This is a genomic window from Archangium minus (assembly GCF_044360475.1).
Lineage (GTDB): Bacteria > Myxococcota > Myxococcia > Myxococcales > Myxococcaceae > Archangium > Archangium minus.
Genome location: NZ_CP043494.1, coordinates 3,619,014 through 3,637,891 on the forward strand (window position 1 = coordinate 3,619,014; position 18,878 = coordinate 3,637,891).

An 18,878-nucleotide genomic window follows, 5' to 3' on the forward strand; every position below is an offset into this window, starting at 1 on the left:
AGGGGCCGAGGAGGGCCGCTGGGGCTGTGCACCGGGCCGGTGGAGAGGCCGTGCAGCCCCCTTGGGCTCACGCGGGCACAGGCCGCTCCCCTGAGGGGCGCGAGGGGCGGCCTGCAGGTGCACGGCGTTCGAATCGGCTACAGCTGCACGAAGATCTGCACTTACCTGTAACGAGCAGGGGCCCCGGCACGATGCGCTGTGCCGTGGGCCCTCGTGCATCATCCACTGGGGCTACTCTTTCCCCGCGGCAGACGTGTGGTGGCGCGTCAGGGCAGGGACGTGATGACGACGTCGGCGGGGCACGCTGCGCGGCTGCCTGTCTCCTGGGGACCTCCCGGACCGCCGTCCTCGCGAGAGTAGGTGGTGAGCGCGTCCGCTCCCCAGCACGTCACGCCCAGCGCTACGCCCGACGTGCCATCGGAGCTGCTCCAGGGCGCTGTGTATTCGTTCCGTCCAGCACCCGAGGACACCCACACCATGGTCTGCGTGCTGGAGGTGTTCCAGATGCTGGGGGTGGGGAACTCGTGGCGCTGCGAAATCTGGAGAGTGCCCGCACCGCTCGCGCCCATGGCGCCGCTCACCGACAGGAACCGGTGGATCTCCCCAGCGGGGGTGTGCGTCACCTCCTCAACGTCCGCATCCAACGAGTTCTGATCCACGTCCAAGGAGAAGCGCACGTCTGCTGAGGCCCCGCGCGGTAGCTCCTTGCAGGTCGCGGCGTCGAGCCATTCGCAGGCCGCGCGCCAGTCCACGCGCAATGTGCCGGTGCCCTGCTCCGCCGCATCGTCACCCTCGGGCGTCTCACGGGTGCCGGAGAGCACGACGCGGAAGGCATCGTCTCCGCGCATCTTCGGCTTCGCCTCCAATCGATACCGCCAGGACTGGGCGGGCTTCACCGGCGTCCCGAAGAGAGCGGCTCCGCTCCAGTCCCCCGACACGTTCTCCACGACGAGGCGGTAGAGGAATGCCTCCGACGCGCCGGGCACCGTGCGCCACTCCGCGACATCGCCTTTGAGCTCGGGCTCCGTGTTCGCCGTTACCGCGTCCACCAGCTTCAGCGCCGGCAGGACAACGGCGTCCACGGTCTGGGCGAAGATGTCCCCAGGGCCTGCAGCTGTGATGGCGAACCGGGGGCGGGGTACCTCCAGCATGGTGCGCGTCGGGGTTGCGCCGAAATAATCTGGAGCTGGGAGGGTGCCGCAACCAGTGAGGGACGACAGCACGAGCGCCACGAGGGCGCGCTTCGGGGGATGGAACATGGTGGTGCCTCCAGTGCAGCGGGTGGGGTGCAGCGTGGCGCCGAGGATCGTCCACTGAGACGCTGTGGGGGTACGGAAGGGGTATCCGGCTCGCGGTGGGTGGGATGATGCTTCCGAAGTGCCTGGAATCATGGCGGAATTTCTCCGGTTCGATTCCCGCCGCCTCCACTCTGTATCTCCCGGAAAGGACTCAGCTTTCCGGGAAGCTGTAGCAAGGGATGTAGCAACGCCCCGGTCGCCCTCAGGCGAGCCGGGGTTTTCTTTTTCCGCCGAAGCCGCCAGCGCCAGCCGGGCGAGCTGGCCGCGCTCGTGGCCCTGGACCTTGAGCTTCGCCACCTCGGCGCAGAGGGCCTCCCACGGGAACGTGGTGTAGAGGTCGATGGTGTTGCCGCTCTTGCGCCGGGTGTGCGTGCAGAGCTCGAGGATGTCCTTCCGGGCGCCATCCGAGCGGGCCAGGGAGATCATGGTCCGGCGCAGATCGTGGCCCCGCCGGTGCCGCAGGCCGAGAGCCTCCATGTCCTTCACCAGCCGCTTGTAGGAGTGGTGGTCCGTCCGCATTCCGCCGAACTCCACGCGTGGGCCTCGGTTGGTTGGCCGGGGCATGGGCACCACGAGGTCTTCGGGCGTCGGTGCGCGGCCCATCATCTCGGGCCACCCCCTGAGCTTCCACTCCGCCAGCAGGGCCGCCAGCGTCGGATGCACGGGCATGTACCGCGTCCGCTTCGTCTTGGTGTGCCCCTTGTCGTAGGAGGTGGCGATGACGAGCCGCCCCAGCATGGGGGTGTTCGGATCGTAGTGCTTCCAGCGAAGACCGGCGGCCTCCCCGTGCCGGAGCGCCGCGATGCCCTGGAGGGCGTAGAGCACCTGCCGGTCGGGCGGGACTCGCGAATCGGAGATGAGCATTTCCAGCTCGTCGCGGGTGAAGACCGCAGTGGCGCGCCAGGTCGGGTCCTTGTCCACGTTCTCGCCGAGCTGGTGCCGGGTGAGGATGCAGGGCGAGGTCGTCACGAGGTCCGCGAGGTGAGCATCGCGGAAGAGCGCCTTGAGCACCCCGTAGATGTTGTGGACGGTCTTCGGCGCGATGGAGCCCTGGACCCGGAGCTGGCGGAAGAGCTCGACGAGGTGCCGGGGGCGGATGTCCTCCAGCGCCATCTCTCCGATGTACGGGAGGACATGGAGCCGGAGGCGAGACTCATCCGTCCTCAAGTCCGCGATGAGACCCTTGCGCTGTTCCAGCCAGCGCTGGGTGTAGCGGGCCAGGGTGATTGGGCCTTTCTCGGGCTCTCCGAACTCCACGTTGGCGGCGAGCCGGTCCTCTAAGCCCCCGGACATAGATGTTGATCACCTCTTTCGGTTGAGTCGGCGGCGGTAGCGGAGGAAGGCGTGCCGTACCGCCACCAACAATCCTTGAAGAGTGACATAGCTGCGCTCGGGCAACTCGTAGCCCTTGATGACGCCAAAAACCGCCTCCACATCGTTGAGTTCAGGTGCGTAGGCGGGCAGGTAGAAGAGCGAGAGCCCGAGGCGATGAAGCGAGGGCAGTGCTCGGCGCACCTGCTTGCTGATGTGGATGCCGGCATTATCGAGGACGACAACGCACGGGCGTTCGCCGGATGGGAGCGTCGCGAGGAAGGCAACGACGTCACCAGAAGTCAGAGTGCGTGGGTACACCTGGAAGCGCAGCGTAGGCGCGTCGCCTGAAGGCCGGTAGGCCGCGATAGCATTGACGCGTCGACCTTTGGGCGCTTCATAGGCAACGAGTCGACGTTGACCGTGAGGGCTCCAGCTGTAGCCGGTGGGCTGAGTTGGGGAGAAGCCACACTCGTCCAGGAAGAAGAGGTCTATCCTCGACGCACGGGCCTTTTTTTGAGTGTGGCCAGCCGACGCCTGGCGTGCGTCACCGCGTCGGCATGCTGCCTGTGCGTCAGGCTCATCTTGGTGCGCCGCCAACTCGCACCCATGGCGTTGAGGTAGCGGCGCACTTGCCGGGGTCCGAGCTGGAGGCCATGTTCAGCCAGTGCCTGTGACAACTGGCTGGAGGTCCAGGTGCGTGGCTGCTCTAGCAGCGCGGCCAGGGCATGTTGCACCCGCCGTTGGTGCTGCAAGTCGGGCGGTGGCCCCGGCAGCTTGCGCTCGAGAGCATCCGTGCCGTGCTGGCGAAAGGCCCGCACGACCCGGCGCACCGTCGAGGCACTCACTTCCAGATGCTGGGCGATGCGCGGTGCGCTCCAGCCCTCTGCGGCCAGCAGCACCATCTCTACCCTGTCGCGCACCCACCAGCTCGCTGTAGGTGCGCGGCCCAGTTCCCTCAGCCGCGCACGCCCCTCCTCATCTACCTCCAGCGGCTCCATGCCGGAGGTGTACAACAAGTGGTAGCTGCGCGATTGCACCATGAGGTCAAAAATGCCAGGGGCTCGTGGGGCCACCACCTGCCCACTTGGGAAGGCCGCGAGTAGTTCAAGTACCTTATGGCCCCGGGCGCTCCGGGCCATGAGGGCTGGGGCGTGGTGGAGTCGCTCGGCTCGGGCTTCCAAGGCTGGTGGGGAATCGCGTCGCGTTCCTCTCCGGCAACGCCTTCGCCGAGTACGACTTGGTGGGCGCGGACTCTGTGGTGGTGCTGTCTCCGGTGCTGGTGGGCAATCCTTTCCCCGGTAAGCGGCTGGGCTGCGCCATGAACATCTTCCGCCGAAGCAACATCCAGCCGGAGCCGTAGTCCGTCACACGAACCTCGCCATCACGTCCCCGTAGAACAGGTACGAGAGGAACGTGGGGGAGTCCTGGCCGTACTGCTTGCGGATGGTCTGGAGCGCGTCCGCCACGCGGACGCCCCCTTGGATGAACTGGTAGAACTCGGTGATGACCCGGTGCGCGTCGCTGTCGAACACCGCCCACAACGGGGCGACGAAGCCGCCGAACCGCCGGTTCATGAAGGCCTCGGCCCAGCCGCCAATCGAGCCGAGCACGGTGCCGGTGGCGCCGACCTCGCAGGCATTCATCACCACCAGCGTCCGGTAGCGCTCGCCGAGCATCGTCTCACGGCGGGAGACCTCGGCCGCCACCACGTCATCCTGCTCGCGGTCGAGCAGGATGCAGGACAGATCGGCGTTCGTCTTGAACTGGCCGTGCCCTGCGAAGTGGAAGATGCCGATGGGCATGCGTCCCCTGTCCTCCAGGAGCGATAGGAGGCTGACGCGAGTGCCCTCCACGGCCGTGGCGCCGAAGGTGTTGACGAGCATCTTCAACTCGTCCTGGGCGTAACGCAGGGGGTCCACATCGGTGCGGCTATCATAACGCGGCGCCATGGCCACCAGGTTCCCCCGGGGAAGCTGGCTCGACATGGATCCCTCGTAGTTGAGCGACCAGCGGGCCACGGGGTGGTCCACTGCGAGCAGCTTCGCCGTTGTCCCCGTTCGCGTCGAGGGACGCATGAGTTCCCAGGGGATGTAGGGCTCGTCGACGATGAACTGGATGGGGAAGTGGGGGCCGTACTTCTCGCGCAAGGCCCAGTACGTGTCCTGGAAGCTGCTGGGGGTCTGCTGGAAGAGCCGATCGCCAATGCCCTCCAGCAGGGTCATGTGCCGGCCCCGCGTGCGGACGGAGCAAGCGGAGAACAGTCCCTGGACGAACTCGAAGGGATGCACGCCGATGTTGCTCGTCCCATTGAGGCGCGAGGGCATGCCCGGTAGGTCGCGGCGGGCGGGCTTGAGGACCCAGTACAGGGCACCCGGGCCCACCCCCGGAGGTTGATGGATCTGCACCGTCAGCGTCGGAGCCTCCGCGCCCACCTCGAGGGCGAAACCGCCCTGGGTCCTGGGTTCTGCTGGCTCGGCGGGCCCGGTTGGCATCGGTTGGGCGGAGGAAGGCGCGAAGAAGGTCCGCCGCGCGCTGCCGCAGAAGCGGCGCTGGTGGAAGAACGTGGCCACCACTTCCACCCCGTGCTGGGGCTGGGCTTGGGGCGATACGGTACACGTCACCGTGAACGGCTCCGAGGGCTGGCCCCGATGGAGGACGATGACTCCTTGGTCCTGCTCGTTGCCTTGCGCATCCTTGGGGATCTCTAGGTCCACCGAGGCGAGTTGGACCTCGACCTCCTCCCGCGTCCAGTCGGCGGGCAGGTTGCGCAGCAGGAAGGGCTCCGACTGGGTCTCGGCATGGGGCTGGAGCAGCAGGTCGATGGTGAGCTTCAGCTCCGCGCGGGGCGCCACCTCTCCCTGGCCCTCGATGGTGGGGTAGTAGATGGCCTGCTCCTTGGGCGTGTTTGCCGTGGGGGGGGCGGACAGGGGAGCGCCGAACGGGAGCGGGATGTCGAGCGGCGTTCTCGAGTCATCGCGGGCTCCGCGCACGCCGCTCCGCATCCCCGAGCGGAGCGGGGAGTCGCTCACCGGGGTGCCCAGGGACACGGAGGGGGCGGGAGCGGCCGGCACCATGAAGACATCCGAGATGGGACTCACCATCCCTGCCCGCTGGCCCGACACCGTCAGCCGGTACACGCCCGGCGGCAGGGGCTTGAAGGCATGGGTGTGCCAGCCATCGCTGCGCGGGCGCAGGGCCCCGCGGCTCTGCTCCTTGCCCGTGTCGAGGTTGTGGATGATGGCCTGGAGCTGGACGGGCTCGCGCTCGGGACGGGCCCGGACGAGCACGGGCTCCTCGGTGAGGTACGCATCCTCGAGGTCCAGCCCCAGCCGCACCGGGCGCACCCCGCGGAAGCGCCGCAGATCCAGGTCGAGCCCGGTGAGCACGCCCTCGAGCTGATCCAACACGGTGTCCAGGTTCTGCAGCGAGGCGTGGCGCTGGGCCACGTACACCTCGCGGTGCTCGTCGCTGAGCTCCACGGGCGTGGCGGAGAAGCGGGGGACGGTCCCATCTCCGCTCAAATCCCGCCCCTGGTACTCCTGCAGCAACTCCACCAGGCCGTTGACGACGCGCGCGGACTGGAAGCTGGGCTGGTGGATGCCCACCACGGGGAAGAGTTGGTAGCCCGAGTCGCGGTAGGCGTCGTCGTTGAGGTGGTGGGTCACGGCGCGCTCGATTTCCAGGTGGAACTCGAGCGCGCGGGTGGCCTGGGGGAGGGCGAGGTTGCGGATGCCGGGCACCTCGGTGACGCGCGCCAGGGTGCCCTGGCCGAGATCACAACACGGGTAGATGGGCAGCAACTGGTACAGCGAGGGGAAGGTGCGGACGGCCTCCGAGATGTCGAACATGGTGAGGGGCCCGAGCTTCTTGGAGACGCCATGGGCGAGCGTGCCGAGCGCTTGGGGCGAGCCGCGGTGGGGCGTGGCGATGGTGATGAGGACCCGGGTGTCCTTCCAGCCCTCGAGCACCTCGGTGAAGTAGCGCGAGACGAGCCCGCCCATGGAGTGGGCGATGAGGATGAGCTTCGCGTCCTTGTTGCCCGACTCCTGACGCCAGCTCGCGAGCCATTGGGCGCTCTGCTGCTGGAGCCGGCGGGCGTGGAGGCGGTTGTCGCGGCGCCAGTCATAGGGGAAGGTGAAGAAGTTCTTGCCGTCCTTGAGGTCGAATCGGCGCTTCAGCTCCTCGACGATGCGGGAATAGCCGTCCACCTTCCAGAAGCCGGGGATGATGCGCGTGTCGGGCAGGAGCTTCGTGGCGACGACTCCGTCCCCCGCCGCGTCCAGGGCCCCCGAGTCCTCCGTCAGTGCGAGCTTCTCGACACTGCCGCCGAGGCTGGTCACGGCCCGGGCGAGCGCTCCCACCGAGAGTGCCCAGACTTCCTTCCCATTGCGCTCGAGCACACTGCCCATGATGCCCGGCAGCACGACGACGATATCCCGCATGGGCTCGGCCATCTCGTTCCCCCTGTCCGTCAGCGTTGTGAGGTGACGAGAGCATGCTGGCCCGGAGTCTTCAATTGGAGTGTGCGGGGGGTGGTGGGTTATGGATGGAGCGGGCATGAAGACACTCATCCTCCACATCGGGCCGAAGAGGGAGGCCGGCCATCCGGTAGCCCTCTTCGTGAACGAAGGAACAGATCCGAGGTGGTTCGAGACGCCCCGGGCGGAGGCTGTCATTGCTGAGCACCCGGACTTCACGGCGCCCCTGGTGGATCCGGGGTCCAGCGGGTTCTTCAAGGACCCGGACTCGGGCGAGCCGCTGACCGGGCGGCTGGCCCTGGAGCGCCTCCTGGCGCTCGAGGATGAGTCCCCCACGCTGGAGGTGATCGGCCAGTACCTCTTCCACCTGATGTTCCAGGGCCAGGTGCTGGCGGAATGGAACCGGCTGCGGGCGGCGTATCCCCGCGAGGATCCACCGCACAGCGAGGGGCTGCGGCTCATCCTGGACATCCGCTCCCGGGAGCTCGAGCAGTTGCCGTGGGAACTGCTGACGGGGGATGGGCCCCGGAGGCTCTTCCTGGACCCCACGCTCGTCGCGGTGCGCGGGTCCGTGGACCCGTCACGGCGCGGGCCGGCCCCGAAGCCGGAGTGGCCGCTGCGCGTGCTGGTCGTCGTGGGGGACGAGGCTGGTGACAAGCGCATCGAGGCCAGCTGGGAGCTGGAGGCCCTCGAGGCGGCCTTCCACGAGATGCGGCACATGGTGGACCACGAGGTGCTGCACACCCCGTCCCGCACGGCGCTCCGGAAGGCCTATGAGGGCTATCGCCCCCACGTCTTCCATTTCATCGGCCATGGGCTCGAGGATGTGGGGACGGGACGGATCGGCCTGCACCTGCTGAAGGGGGAGCCGCCGTGGACCGTGGACCTCATCACGACCGACCTGTCGCAGGCGCCCCCGCGTCTGGCGATCCTCAACGCGTGCTACTCCGCGGACATGCCGGAGGCCGAGCGGCTCTGGTCCCTGGCCCAGGCCTTCCGCCAGTTCGGAACGGCCGCGGTGGTGGGGATGCGCGGCGAGGTTCCGGGCCCCGCCGCCGCCACCTTCTCGGCGGAGCTGTACAAGGCCCTGGCGGCGGGGGCCACGCTCGACAGGGCCGTGCAGAAGGCGCGCACCGAGACGAGCGTCCAGCCCGGACCCGGCAAACGGGACTGGGCCCTTCCGGCCGCCTGGTTCGGAGTGCTGCCCGAGGAGGTGTTCCCTTCCCTGGTCAGCGGCTCCAGGCTGCTCACGGAGTTCCGCGAGTCGGACGAGTACAAGCACTTCCTCCTCTCCGACTTCGTGGATCGCAAACAGGAGCGGCGGCAGGTCATGGGCTCCGTGGAGCCCGCCGCCGTCATCCCGTCGATCTCCGCCTCCCATCTGCTGGTCGTCACCGGGCCCAGTGAGGTGGGCAAGACGGCGCTCATCTACTGGGGCCTGGAGGGCTGCGCGCACCACGAGCGGCGCCTGGCCTATGTGGACCTCAAGGGCGGCGTGACCACGGGCTTCCTGGAGGTGCTGCGGGCCATCCGGGATGGGGACCCGGGAGACCCCTCCCCCATCAAGCAGCCGCTTCCGCCCGAGGCGTTCTCCACGTTCAACCGGGACCTCAACTTCCTGCTCCGGGGCCAGCAGCCGCCGGACACGAAACCCGAGGGGCACGTGGAGGACGAGGGGCTGCCGTTCAAGGCGGACAACGTGCCCGAGAACGCCCCCCGGCGCATCTTCGAGTCCTTCCGGGCCGCGCTGAAGGACGCCGGGCAACGGCCACCCCTGGTCCTGGTTCTCGACAACCTCCGGGGCGTCTTCGTGGAGGACTTCAAGCGCTACCTCCGCCCGTGGTTGATCGACCCCATCGCCCGGGGAGAGCTGGCGCCAATCCGGTTGGTGCTCGCGGTCCGGGACACGGAGGCCCCGGAGCTGGGGTTGGGGGAGCGCGTGCTGCCCCCCATGAAACCCCTGCCGCCCCACCGGCGTGTCACGTTGTCCCCCTTCTCGAGCGGGGACTTCCACAAGTTCGTTTCGGACTTCCTCCGGCGTCGTTATCCGGACGCACAGGAGCGGGAAGTGATCGTCCGGACGCTCCACAAGATGAAATTCAGGGGACAGGGTCAGTATGTCTGGAAGCCCAGCCTCCTGAAGACCTTGCTTTCCCTCATCGAGGCGTAACCGGGGGGTGTGATGACGACGTCGATCCAGGAACTCATTCAGCGGCTCGAGAAGGGCGAGGACCCGGCCGAGCTGCTCTGGTCCCGTCTTCTGGCGGAAGAGCAGGAGTTGCTCCAACGGTGCGCGCTGGTCCACGGCTTCGATCGGGATCTGGTGTCGGTGGTGCTGGACCCGGAGGGCCGGGTGCCGTTCGAGCGCCTAGTGCGCAACCCCATGGTGGAGCGTGTCCCCCGGTCCGAGGGGCGCTACCGGCTGCGTGAGGCGGAGCGGAACCATCTCCTGAGCGCGTGGAGCAAGAGGGAGGCGGACTTCCGCGCCCTCAACGCCGCCCTGGCCAGCTACTTCCAGGGCAAGGGCGAGGGCTGGGAGCTGGAGGGGCTCTACCACTCGCTGGTGGGTGGCCCGCCGCTGGAGACGAGAATCCAGGCCGCGTTCTTCTGGGAGAACGCCAATCGGAGCTTCGATCTAGCACGGTGCCAGGATCTGCTCGCCATCTTGGATGAGCGCGAGGCTGTATTGGAGCCAGAGCTCCGGACGCGGAGGGAGGAGTGGCGGCGCCATCTGCGGACGCGCAGCTTCTGGGCGGACGAGTACACACGGACAGCGCGCTTCTACGAGCGCCAGCACCTGCGGTCACGTCTGGAGGCCATGATGGATGTGGAGGCCCAGTTGCGGGGTGGGCCGCACTGGATCCTTCACCTGCATGCACCGGGGGGCATGGGCAAGAGCATGTTCCTGCGGTGGGCGATTGCCCGATGGTGTGTCCCGTCCCACATCCCCTGTGCCCGGATCGACTTCGATGTCCTGGACCCGGTGACCAGCACCCGTCAGCCGTGGCTGATCCTGCTGGAACTCGCGCGGCAGCTCGATGTCCAGCTCCAGGGCGCCCCCTTCCAGGGGTTCATCGGCTGGCTCACGGACTATGTCTCCTCCAGCCGCATCAATTTCGAGGGCGCGCTGGAAACCGTGGAGGCGGGCTCGTCCCGGGCCGGGCATCTGGGGCGGTTGACGGGCGAGGAAGCACAGGACCGCTTCATCTCCGTCCTGCGGGAGACGCGGCATGTGGGCCCGGTCCTGCTCATCCTCGACACGGTGGAGGAGGCCCTGCTGCGTCCGGGCGCCGATCTCGAGCGCATCGTCAGGCTGTTCATGCCGATGTTCCGGCTCTATTCGCAGCTCCGATTGATTCTCGCGGGACGCTATGACCTGACGGAGCGATTGCCAGCGCTCGCCAGGAAGCTGGGTCCGCGGATGGACGTCCAGCGCATTCTTCCCTTCACGGAGGACGAGGCACGCGCCTACCTGAGCGAGAAACGCGGGCTGGGTAGGGATCCGCGCCTGGAGGTCGTCGTCGAGAAGTCCCAGGGCTCGCCCTTCAAGCTGGCGCTCTTCGCGGATCTGCTCCAGTCGAGCCCGCACCTGTCGCGAGAGGAGATCGCCTCGTGGCCCGAGGTGGACCTGCTCTACCTCATCGAGCGGGTGGTGGATCGCATCGACGACCGGCGGGTCCGGTGGCTGCTGCGCTACGGGGTGGTGCCGCGCCGGCTGACGTACCCGTTCCTCGAGGAGGTGATGGCCCGGCATTTGCTCGCGGCCATGTCCGGAGCCTCGACGCTCGACGAGCCCGTGAAGGATGCGCTGCCGGTGGAGCGGGGCGAGGTCTTTCCGACGAACCTGCTCCGCTCTCCCGAGGAGACGGTGGACTTCCGGGCGCTATGGGTGGAACTCAACCGGTACGCCAGCCCGTTCTCCTGGGTGTACCCGGCCGGTGAGCAGACCCTGGTCTTCCACGGGGACGTCCTCCACCCGATGCGCCGCCTGCTGCAGCGGCAGAATGTCTTCTATCTGCTGCATCGGGACGCGGTCGCGTACTTCGAGCGCAGGGCGGAGCAGGAGCCGGAGCGCTGGGCGGTCTTCATCCGCGAAGCGCTCTACCACCGCTTCCAGCTGGAGGGGGCGCTTGCTGGAAACTACTGGCGGACGGTGCTGGAGCGCGCCCGGGCCTCGGGCCACCTGGGGTGGGTCCAGGAAGTGGCGGATGAGGTTCTCGGTTCCGACTATCTGGACGAGGACCGCCGTCCCCGGCTTCGCGACGATGGGTCACCCATGCTTTCGCAGGAGACGCTCGTCCTGGCGAACTACGAGCTGGCGCGTGCTGGCATTGGGCTCGCCAGGAGCGCTTCTCGCCAGGAGCGCGAGCGCCTGTTGGACCAGAGCAGGCGCTATCTCGACACGGTGGAGCGGCTCCAGGCCAGGGCGGACGGTATGTCGTTCGTCTCGAAGTCGCGGGTGCAGGCGCTCCGAGGTGTTCTGGCCGTCCGGAGCTCTCCCGAGGAGGCGATCCGGCTCCTCGCGGAGGCCAAGCGCTCCGCTCTCTCCGCTGAGGAGCGGCTCGATGCGGAGTTGCACCTGGCGGACGTGCTCGCGGAGTCCCAGCGCTTGGAGGAGGCCCTGGAGCACTACCGGGTCATCCTGCCGCTGTTGTCCAGAGTGGAGCCCGAGGAGCGTCGCGCCCTCGTTGAGGTGCAGGAACGTTTCGCCCGGGTCGCCGCGCGCGCTGGCCGGTTCCAGGAGGCCACGGAAGTGCTCGGGGACGGCCGCTCGATGGCGCGCGAGTCTGTGTGGGGAGAGGCCGATCAACGGATGATCCTCCAGCTCGTCGAGCTCGGCCTGCAAGCGGGAGAACCGGCGAAGGCACTCCAGATATTCGAGGCGAACGAGGGGGTGGAATGGGCGTCCTGGGACTTCCAGGCGCAAGCGATGTTGCTGAGAGGGCGCGCGCACCTCGCGCTGCGGTCCCCGGCTGACGCGGTAGGGATGGGGACGGAGCTCCAGCGGTTCGTACAGGGGGTGCGCCTGTCCACCCGGAGAATGGAGGCATCCAAGCGCACCGAGATGGTGGCGATGGCGCGGGAGCTTCGTGCGGATGCGCTGGTGGCGCTCCTGGAACCCGTCGAGGCCATCGAGGAGTTGTTCGCGGCGGAGGAGGAGTGGAGGGGCCTGGGGGAAATGGATGGGGTGCTCCGGTGCCGGGCCCGCTCCGCCCATCTCCAACTCGTGGAGCTCGATGACGAGCGCGCCGTTCAGCAGCACTTCCGGGAGGTGTCACGCTCGGACTCGGGTGTACAGGGGGAGGGTTGGCTCGCGCTGAGGCTGGTCGAAGCCGAGTTGGAGGACAGACTGGGGCGCCGAGGGCACGCACGCGAGATTGTCAACTCGCTGCTGGCACGTGAGCCCACCTGGCCACCGGCTGTCATTGTGAGGATTCTGCTCCAGGGGCTCGCACTGAAGCATGTGCCGAGGACCATGGCCAATGACTTCACCGATGAGTTGAGGCGCCAGCTCGAGCGCATCCCCACCGTGGCGGCCCGGCTCGCGCTGCTCGAGCCGCTGCGGGACATCTCCCTGGAGCGCCCGCTCTCGAAACGGTGGGTGGACCTGGTGGCGCCGGAGGGCTCGGAGGCCGCCGCGTCCCAGCCGTACCTGGATACGCTGCTGCAAGACTCGATGCGGGTGGAGATCCTTCGGCTCTGCGGATTGGAAGAGCAGGCGGAGTCGCTCCTTCGTGAGACGGGGATCGGTTGGATGACCGCTGGCAGACGCTTCGCGCTGCGTGAGGTGTTGCTGGCCGAGGATCGGCTCGGGTGGAGGGCCGGGGCGCCATTCGAGATTCTGCGGGAGATCGACCCATTCCTCCAGGAGCACGGAAACTACCCGACGCTCTGCGCGGCCTTGCTGCTCGAACAGTCCGAACGGGTGGGCATGATCACCAGCGGGAGGGGGAAGCGTTTCCTCGGGATGCGTTCCGAGATCCTCGAGCCCTCCTGGTTGTGGAGTGAGGCCAACAAGCGGCTGCGGCACCTCAGGGATGTGCCGCCCAAGTGGTTGCTCCGGTTGGAGCCCTCGTTGCGCACCATGTCCCGGCCTGATGATTCGCTCCCTCCTGGCGAGAACCTGGAGAGCGACTCCGTGCCGGACGAGCCCCGCGGCGGTTCGGAGCGCCGGAACGTCTTTGGTATCAAGCTCGAGGTCGAAGAGCCGTGGGAGGGCAGGCACGAGAGACGCCTGCTGGTCAGGACCGGGGACGAGCTTGAGGATGGACCGCGGGCCATGGATCCGGAGGTACCCGAGCTGAGGGAGCAGCTCGAGTCGAGGGGACGGGTGTTCTCCTACGCGCTCCTGAAGCGGTTCGTATCGGACTGGTGCCAGATGGGAGAGCAGCTCGGAGCCGCGCTGCTGCCGCGGGCGAGTGTCCGCGCGTTGGAGCGGGCGTCCGAGGTGCGCGATGTCCGGATGGAAGTGGAGGAGCTCGGACTGGCTCCCGTGCCCTGGGAGTTCCTGGTGGCATCCGGTGGGGCGCGGCACCTGCTGAGTCTCTCGGACTGGACCCATTTCTTCTATCGCGGCCCTCTGGCCCCTTCTTCGCATCAGGCTCCACCGCGCTCACGGCCTGGTCCGAGGAAGAGGGATGCCGATGCCGAGATGGAGGTGCTCCTCGTGGGCGGAAATTCCACGCGGGACCACCTGGGTCTGAGCCTTCGGGAATTGAGCATGGCCTACGCGAGCAACGGTTTCAGGCCGGTGGTCTTCGAGGGAGGTCTGGACGAGCTGGACAGTCTCCCCGCGGTGCTCCACATCCGCGCGGACCTCGAGGAGTCGCCCTCTGTCGGTGGGATCTTCTTCAACTTCGGAACTTCTCACCTGCTCACTCCGTCGAGGCTCGATCGGATGTTGAAGCGGTTCCATCAGCCACCTCATCCGGTGCTCGTGGTGCTCGACGTGGTGAGCCGCCCGGGCGAGACGGAGCGGGCCACTCAACTCTTTCTACGCAATGCCTTCGCCGCGGAGCTGTTCTCCCTGGGGAGCGTGGCGGCCGTGCTCGGCACGGGGCTCGAGCAGTTCCAGGATGGGCTCGACAGCGCGTTGATCCAGGCGCTTCTGGAAGGTGCGAGTGTTGGCGAGATGGCTCGCCGGTTGAGGAGCACGCTGCTGGCTCGCTTCGGCAGGGAAGGCCGGTCGCCCTACGACGTGCTGCGTGGTCTGACGCTCCTGGAGGTCATCGGTCCGCTCGGGACGGCGCTCTTCACCGATGACCCGGACTGGGTGCCTCTGCCCCCGCGGGCGAGAAAGTCAGCGAAGAAAGTCAGCGAAATGAGGAGGGGCTCATGACCCTGGAACAGCGCAAGGCCATCGAGCTGGAGCGCAAGCTGGACAGCCTCGTGAGCGAGCTCCAGAAATGGCGCGACCTGAGTGAGGCTTCGAAGCCCCCCGAGGAGCCGAAGCCCTTCGAGAAGCACCACTCGCAGCTCCGGCGCATCTCTTCCCAGCTCGAGGGGGCCCAGGACGCCATCCGGAAGGCCATCCAGCATCACGCCCGGATGGGCACGCTCCTGGCCTTCTGCCGTGATCTGGAGGTGTGCATCCTGGATCTGCACAGCGTCTGGGATTTCTTCCGCGCCAAGCTCGCCCTGCGGGCGGTGCCGTTCTACGCGTGCTACCTGGTTCCCGCGGATGAGCTCGCCTGGAAATGCTACGAGCCCGCCCGGAGCAGGGCCCACGCGGCGAGTGCCCAGGCCCAGCAGCTCAAGGAGCCGCCGCTGGTCTTCTTCGACGCGTGGTCGACGCCGTATGCCCGCTCCCGGTTCATCCCGTATGAGGAGCCGGACGAGAACCGCAGGCGGTGGGCGGTCAAAGCGCAGCACCTCCCCCTCATCAAGTCCCTTCCCATCCCCGTCATCGGGGTGCCCTGGTTCCAGGCCCGGCACCTGTCGGACACGCTCCTGCTCGCCCACGAGGCCGGCCACGTCGTCGAGCACGACTTCGGCCTCACCTCCACGCTCCATCAACTGTTGGGGACGGCCGGAGTGCCCGGCGAGCGCCACGCCGCGTGGGCCTCCTGGCTCGGAGAGGTCTTCGCGGACGTCTATGGCTGCCTGTCGCTTGGCCCCGCGTTCGTTGGCGCGCTCATGGACTTCCTGGCCATGGACCCGCAGGACATCATGGCGCAGCGCCCGGACTCCTCCGGCTGGGGGGACTACCCGACCGACTTCCTGCGCATCCTGCTCGGCCTGCGCGTCCTGGAGGTGATGGGGTTCCAGGAGAAGGCCGACGCGTACCGGAAGGAGTGGCTCGCCCTCTACCCCCGGCACGCCATGGGACAGGAGTTCGAGGAGGACATCCCCCGGGTGGTGGACGCGCTGCTGACGGGGCCCATCCCCGAGCTTGGAAAAGTCTCCCTGTGTGATGTCCTGTGCTTCTCCGCTGTGGACCAGCGGAATGCCGCGTCGGAGGTGACCCGGTTGCTGCGTGCGGAGAAGCCTGGCTCGAGCAACGTCCGGGTCCTCCTCGCGGCGGCCCGGCTGGCCTATGAGAAGGACCCGGGGGCTTATGTGGCGGGGGGGGTCGAGGCGCTGGTCCTCCAGAAGATCGAGAAGGACCGTGAGAGCGGACCGCGCAACAGCCCCACGGGCGCGGGAGCGAAGGAGGCAAAGGCGCTGGAAGCCGCGGACCGCGAGGCGGGGGCGCGGCTCTTCGGATGGCTCACGCTCCGCATCGGTCCCTACGTGCACGAGCCCGTGGTCTGCCGTCCGCACGACCCGCGCTCGGCGGAGGTCGCGCGGCGCGTGGGCGAGGCCGTGCGTCACCACCTGCCCGGCGTCACGGTGGAGCACATCGGCAGCACCTCGGTACAGGGCTGCGAGGGCAAGGGCGTGGTGGACCTGATGATTCCCGTGATGCCCGGGCAACTGGAGCCGGTGAAGGCGGTGCTGGACGCGCTCGGCTTCCAGAAGCAGGTGCCGCCGGCGGGGCACGAGCCATGGCCCGAGGACCGGCCGATGCGCCAGGGCAGCCTGGAGCACGAGGGCACGCGCTACAACCTGCACGTGCACGTGATTCCTGCGGACTCGCCGGAGGTGGAGACCCAGCGCCGCTTCCGCGACCAGCTGCGAGGGGACCCGGCGAAGCGCGAGGCCTATGTGGCGCGCAAACGGGAACTCCTCGCCCAGGGCATCACCAACAGCGGGGATTACGCGGAGGCGAAGGGCACGGTCATCGAGCGCATCCTGAAGGGCTCCCGGTAGAAAGCATAAGAAAGATGGGAGGCCGATTGATGGTGACCCCCTGTGTCAGGGGGCGGTGAGGGCCGGAGCGGAGGGGCCGAGGAGGGCCGCTGACGGGGGCCACCCGAGCTGTGCGCCCGGCCGGTGGCGAGGCCGCGCAGCCCCCTTGGGGTACACGCCTGCCCAAGCCGCCCTCCCATGAGGTGCGCGGCAGGGGCCTGGGCCTCTTGGCTGTCTTGAGCCTCAACACCACGCGGCCTGAGCTGGCCCTCGTGTCGGGGACAGGCTCGCACATGCCGTAGACACTCCCAGGTGTTCCAAAATCGCGCGCCCCCCTCCCGCTTCCTTCACGTAAGCCAGGATTCGCTGTCTGCCTCCACGCCTCAAGCAGGCGAACTCGTCCAGCGTCGTTTTCCGTAAACAGGTGGCGCGCCTGGGGCGCTCCTTTTCACCACACCTCGGGCTTGAAACACTCCGGCTCAACAGCCACTGTCCAATCCATGTGGCTCAGCCACTTCGCGCCACGCTCGGACCGAAGAGGACTCGGTCGAGGTTACCGAAGGAGCGGAAGACGTCGATGCCACCAGAGGCGTCCACGACGTCACGCCCATCCCGAAACGCCTCTTCCACCGTGTGTCCGTTTCCCAGAGTTTTGAAGAAGGTCTTGGAGAAGCGTCGGGAGTCATCGTCGCCCACCGCATCCGTCGTCCCAACCACGCATTGAACGACCTTGCTGAGGACCGATGCTTGGTGGCCGCTGAAGCATGCATTGAGGACAAGCAGCGTCACGCCGCGGTCTTGGAACACGCGGGCGAGGGAGTCTCCAGATACCTCCGTGGCGTCTCGACCATCCTCTGCGCGTAGCTGCACCCCATTGGGTGATCCGTGGCCGCAGAAGTGGACGATATCCGGCTTGTGTTCCCGAAGTAGATGAACCAGGTCGTCCACCCGCACTGCGTGGCCTACCTCAACGGTGACGGCATCTCGATACCGCACTCCGTGAAGGACCTCTTTCAAGTCCCGAAGCTCACGCTCAAGGTCGAGCGGGCGCTCGTAGACATGCGGGTTCGCCGCCAAGACGAGAACGCTGACCATGTGTCCTCCCTGTTCAATCCGCGCCTTCGCCCCAATGCTTCCGGCGCTCTGCATGGCCTTGACAACGTAGAATGCTTGGGGACCGTCGACCTGAAGCATGTCTGGGCGGAGCCCGAGCCTCTGCAGTTTCGACCGCTGGATGTCGACCGGTTCCTGCATCTCAAGCCTGGAGGCCTCAAGTTTCACAAGGCGCTCCTCTGCCCTTCGGGCATCTTCCTCTTTCTTCGGGAGTTCGCCCCGCGCCCGCGCGAGGTGTGCGTGTACCGCTCGCCGGCATCCCTCGTCAAACTCAGGGCGCCTCTGGAGCTTTGCGCGAAGTACAGCAAGCTTGTTGACTCTCCAGTTGGCCGATTTGGCGATGGCGGACCGCAGACTGCGACGTTCCTCATCTAGAGCGTCGGAGCCATCCTCTGCGGAGAGAGCCTCCAGCTTATGGGTCAACTCAGCGCAGCGTTGTCGAGATTCTTTGAGCGCCCGCACCTCGTCACCACTCACCAGCCCTTCGATGCCAGTGACGCTGAGCACGTGGTCAGCGTTCTTCCAGTCACCGCGGAAGGCCTCACGCAGCGCGGTCCATGTGGCCGACCGAGCATCATCCTCAACGTGGGCTACGCGGAGTTCCAACTGCCGAATCTCAGAAACGAGCTTCGCCCGCTGTTCTACCAGCCTGCTTGCCTCCTCATGCTCTCGAAGGACCCGCGAGGACAGCAGTCGGAACGCATCCGACAGAGGATTGAGAAGGTCCTCGAAAAGCGACCGCACGGGATCTCGCTTGTCGAGCGCGACGGTGAAGTGCCTCTCGGGAAAAACAGGGTTAACGAACAGGACGCAGGGCTCTACGCTGTGGGGGAGGGTAAAGCGGTCGAGGAGTGCCCGAGTGCAGCTCGTCATCTCCTGGCGGAACTGAACTCTGTCGATGTCCTGAGGCCGGTAGCGGAAGTGATCTCCAAGGCTCTCGGGGAAGACCTCCTCCGGCGTCCTCCACCCCCTCGGCGGCATCTCGGTTGAGTTCGTCGAAGTCGACAGCCCCCGCATCAGGGTGTACCCGTACCTCCTATCGCGAACGCGGGTGGAGGCTTTCCCGTAGAAGAGGATGAAGGCGACGTGCTGCCTCGTTGTTGCGTCGATGTCCGCAGAGTGCTCAATCAGCGCCTCGTAGAACGCCTGAGCATGAAGCGGGCCTGGCAGCGCGAAGCATGCAGCGCCGTGCTCGCCCACGAGCTCATGCAGCGCCCCGCCATTGAGTAGCAGGTCGATGAGCCGGTCCGCCTCCATGGATTCAACGTCAACAACGTGCATGGACGCCTCAACTTGACTGCGTTGCCCCCATCGGCCACCGCCCGGTGCAGCCTGACTTACCTAGAAGTGCATAGGAAAGACAATGGGCCGCTACGCCTAGGGTGATGAAGCGGCCGGGTAGCCACGGACGTAGAGGCCCACCGAGCCTTATATTGCGGCGGCG

At 67.3% G+C, this 18,878-nt stretch carries 9 protein-coding genes; 4 read left to right on the forward strand and 5 right to left on the reverse strand.

The window, feature by feature from the left end; translation table 11 throughout:
• Positions 1-266: 266 nt before the first annotated feature.
• Genes F0U60_RS14950 through F0U60_RS14960 form a run of 3 tightly spaced genes read right to left on the reverse strand, consistent with a single transcriptional unit; the run spans position 267 to position 3,652 of the window.
• Positions 267-2,591 (reverse strand): tyrosine-type recombinase/integrase, encoded by a 2,325-nt coding sequence (locus F0U60_RS14950; RefSeq protein ID WP_395819737.1) that lies wholly within the window; start codon positions 2,589-2,591, stop codon positions 267-269.
• A 9-nt stretch (positions 2,592-2,600) separates the two neighbouring features.
• Positions 2,601-3,209 (reverse strand): IS630 family transposase, encoded by a 609-nt coding sequence (locus tag F0U60_RS14955; RefSeq protein WP_395819740.1) that lies wholly within the window; start codon positions 3,207-3,209, stop codon positions 2,601-2,603.
• Positions 3,101-3,652: a helix-turn-helix domain-containing protein gene (locus F0U60_RS14960; protein ID WP_395819743.1), complete on the reverse strand. Its 552-nt coding sequence runs from the start codon at positions 3,650-3,652 to the stop codon at positions 3,101-3,103. The genes F0U60_RS14955 and F0U60_RS14960 overlap by 109 nt, the downstream gene beginning before the upstream one ends.
• A gap of 146 nt (positions 3,653-3,798) precedes the next feature.
• On the opposite strand from F0U60_RS14960, the gene F0U60_RS14965 reads away from it, so the two are divergent.
• Positions 3,799-3,972 carry a hypothetical protein gene (locus tag F0U60_RS14965; RefSeq protein WP_395819746.1) on the forward strand — a complete coding sequence of 58 codons (174 nt, stop codon included), beginning with the start codon at positions 3,799-3,801 and terminating at the stop codon, positions 3,970-3,972.
• Between the two features lie 4 nt (positions 3,973-3,976).
• Here the strand turns inward: F0U60_RS14965 and F0U60_RS14970 are convergent, their stop codons facing one another.
• Entirely contained in the window at positions 3,977-7,066 is a 3,090-nt protein-coding gene (locus tag F0U60_RS14970) for a CHAT domain-containing protein (RefSeq protein ID WP_395819748.1), read from the reverse strand.
• 103 nt (positions 7,067-7,169) lie between these two features.
• Here F0U60_RS14970 and F0U60_RS14975 point away from each other — a divergent pair, with 103 nt between their 5' ends.
• From F0U60_RS14975 to F0U60_RS14985, 3 genes are read left to right on the forward strand one after another with little or no spacing between them, the layout of a single operon-like run.
• Positions 7,170-9,260: a CHAT domain-containing protein gene (locus tag F0U60_RS14975; RefSeq protein WP_395819750.1), complete on the forward strand. Its 2,091-nt coding sequence runs from the start codon at positions 7,170-7,172 to the stop codon at positions 9,258-9,260.
• 12 nt (positions 9,261-9,272) lie between these two features.
• Positions 9,273-14,429 carry a hypothetical protein gene (locus tag F0U60_RS14980; protein WP_395819753.1) on the forward strand — a complete coding sequence of 1,719 codons (5,157 nt, stop codon included), beginning with the start codon at positions 9,273-9,275 and terminating at the stop codon, positions 14,427-14,429.
• Positions 14,426-16,342 (forward strand): GrpB family protein, encoded by a 1,917-nt coding sequence (locus F0U60_RS14985; protein WP_395819756.1) that lies wholly within the window; start codon positions 14,426-14,428, stop codon positions 16,340-16,342. The genes F0U60_RS14980 and F0U60_RS14985 overlap by 4 nt, the downstream gene beginning before the upstream one ends.
• Positions 16,343-16,828: 486 nt before the next feature.
• Here the strand turns inward: F0U60_RS14985 and F0U60_RS14990 are convergent, their stop codons facing one another.
• A complete protein-coding gene (locus tag F0U60_RS14990; protein ID WP_395819760.1) occupies positions 16,829-18,715 on the reverse strand; it encodes a CHAT domain-containing protein in 1,887 nt (628 codons plus the stop codon).
• Positions 18,716-18,878: the final 163 nt, after the last annotated feature.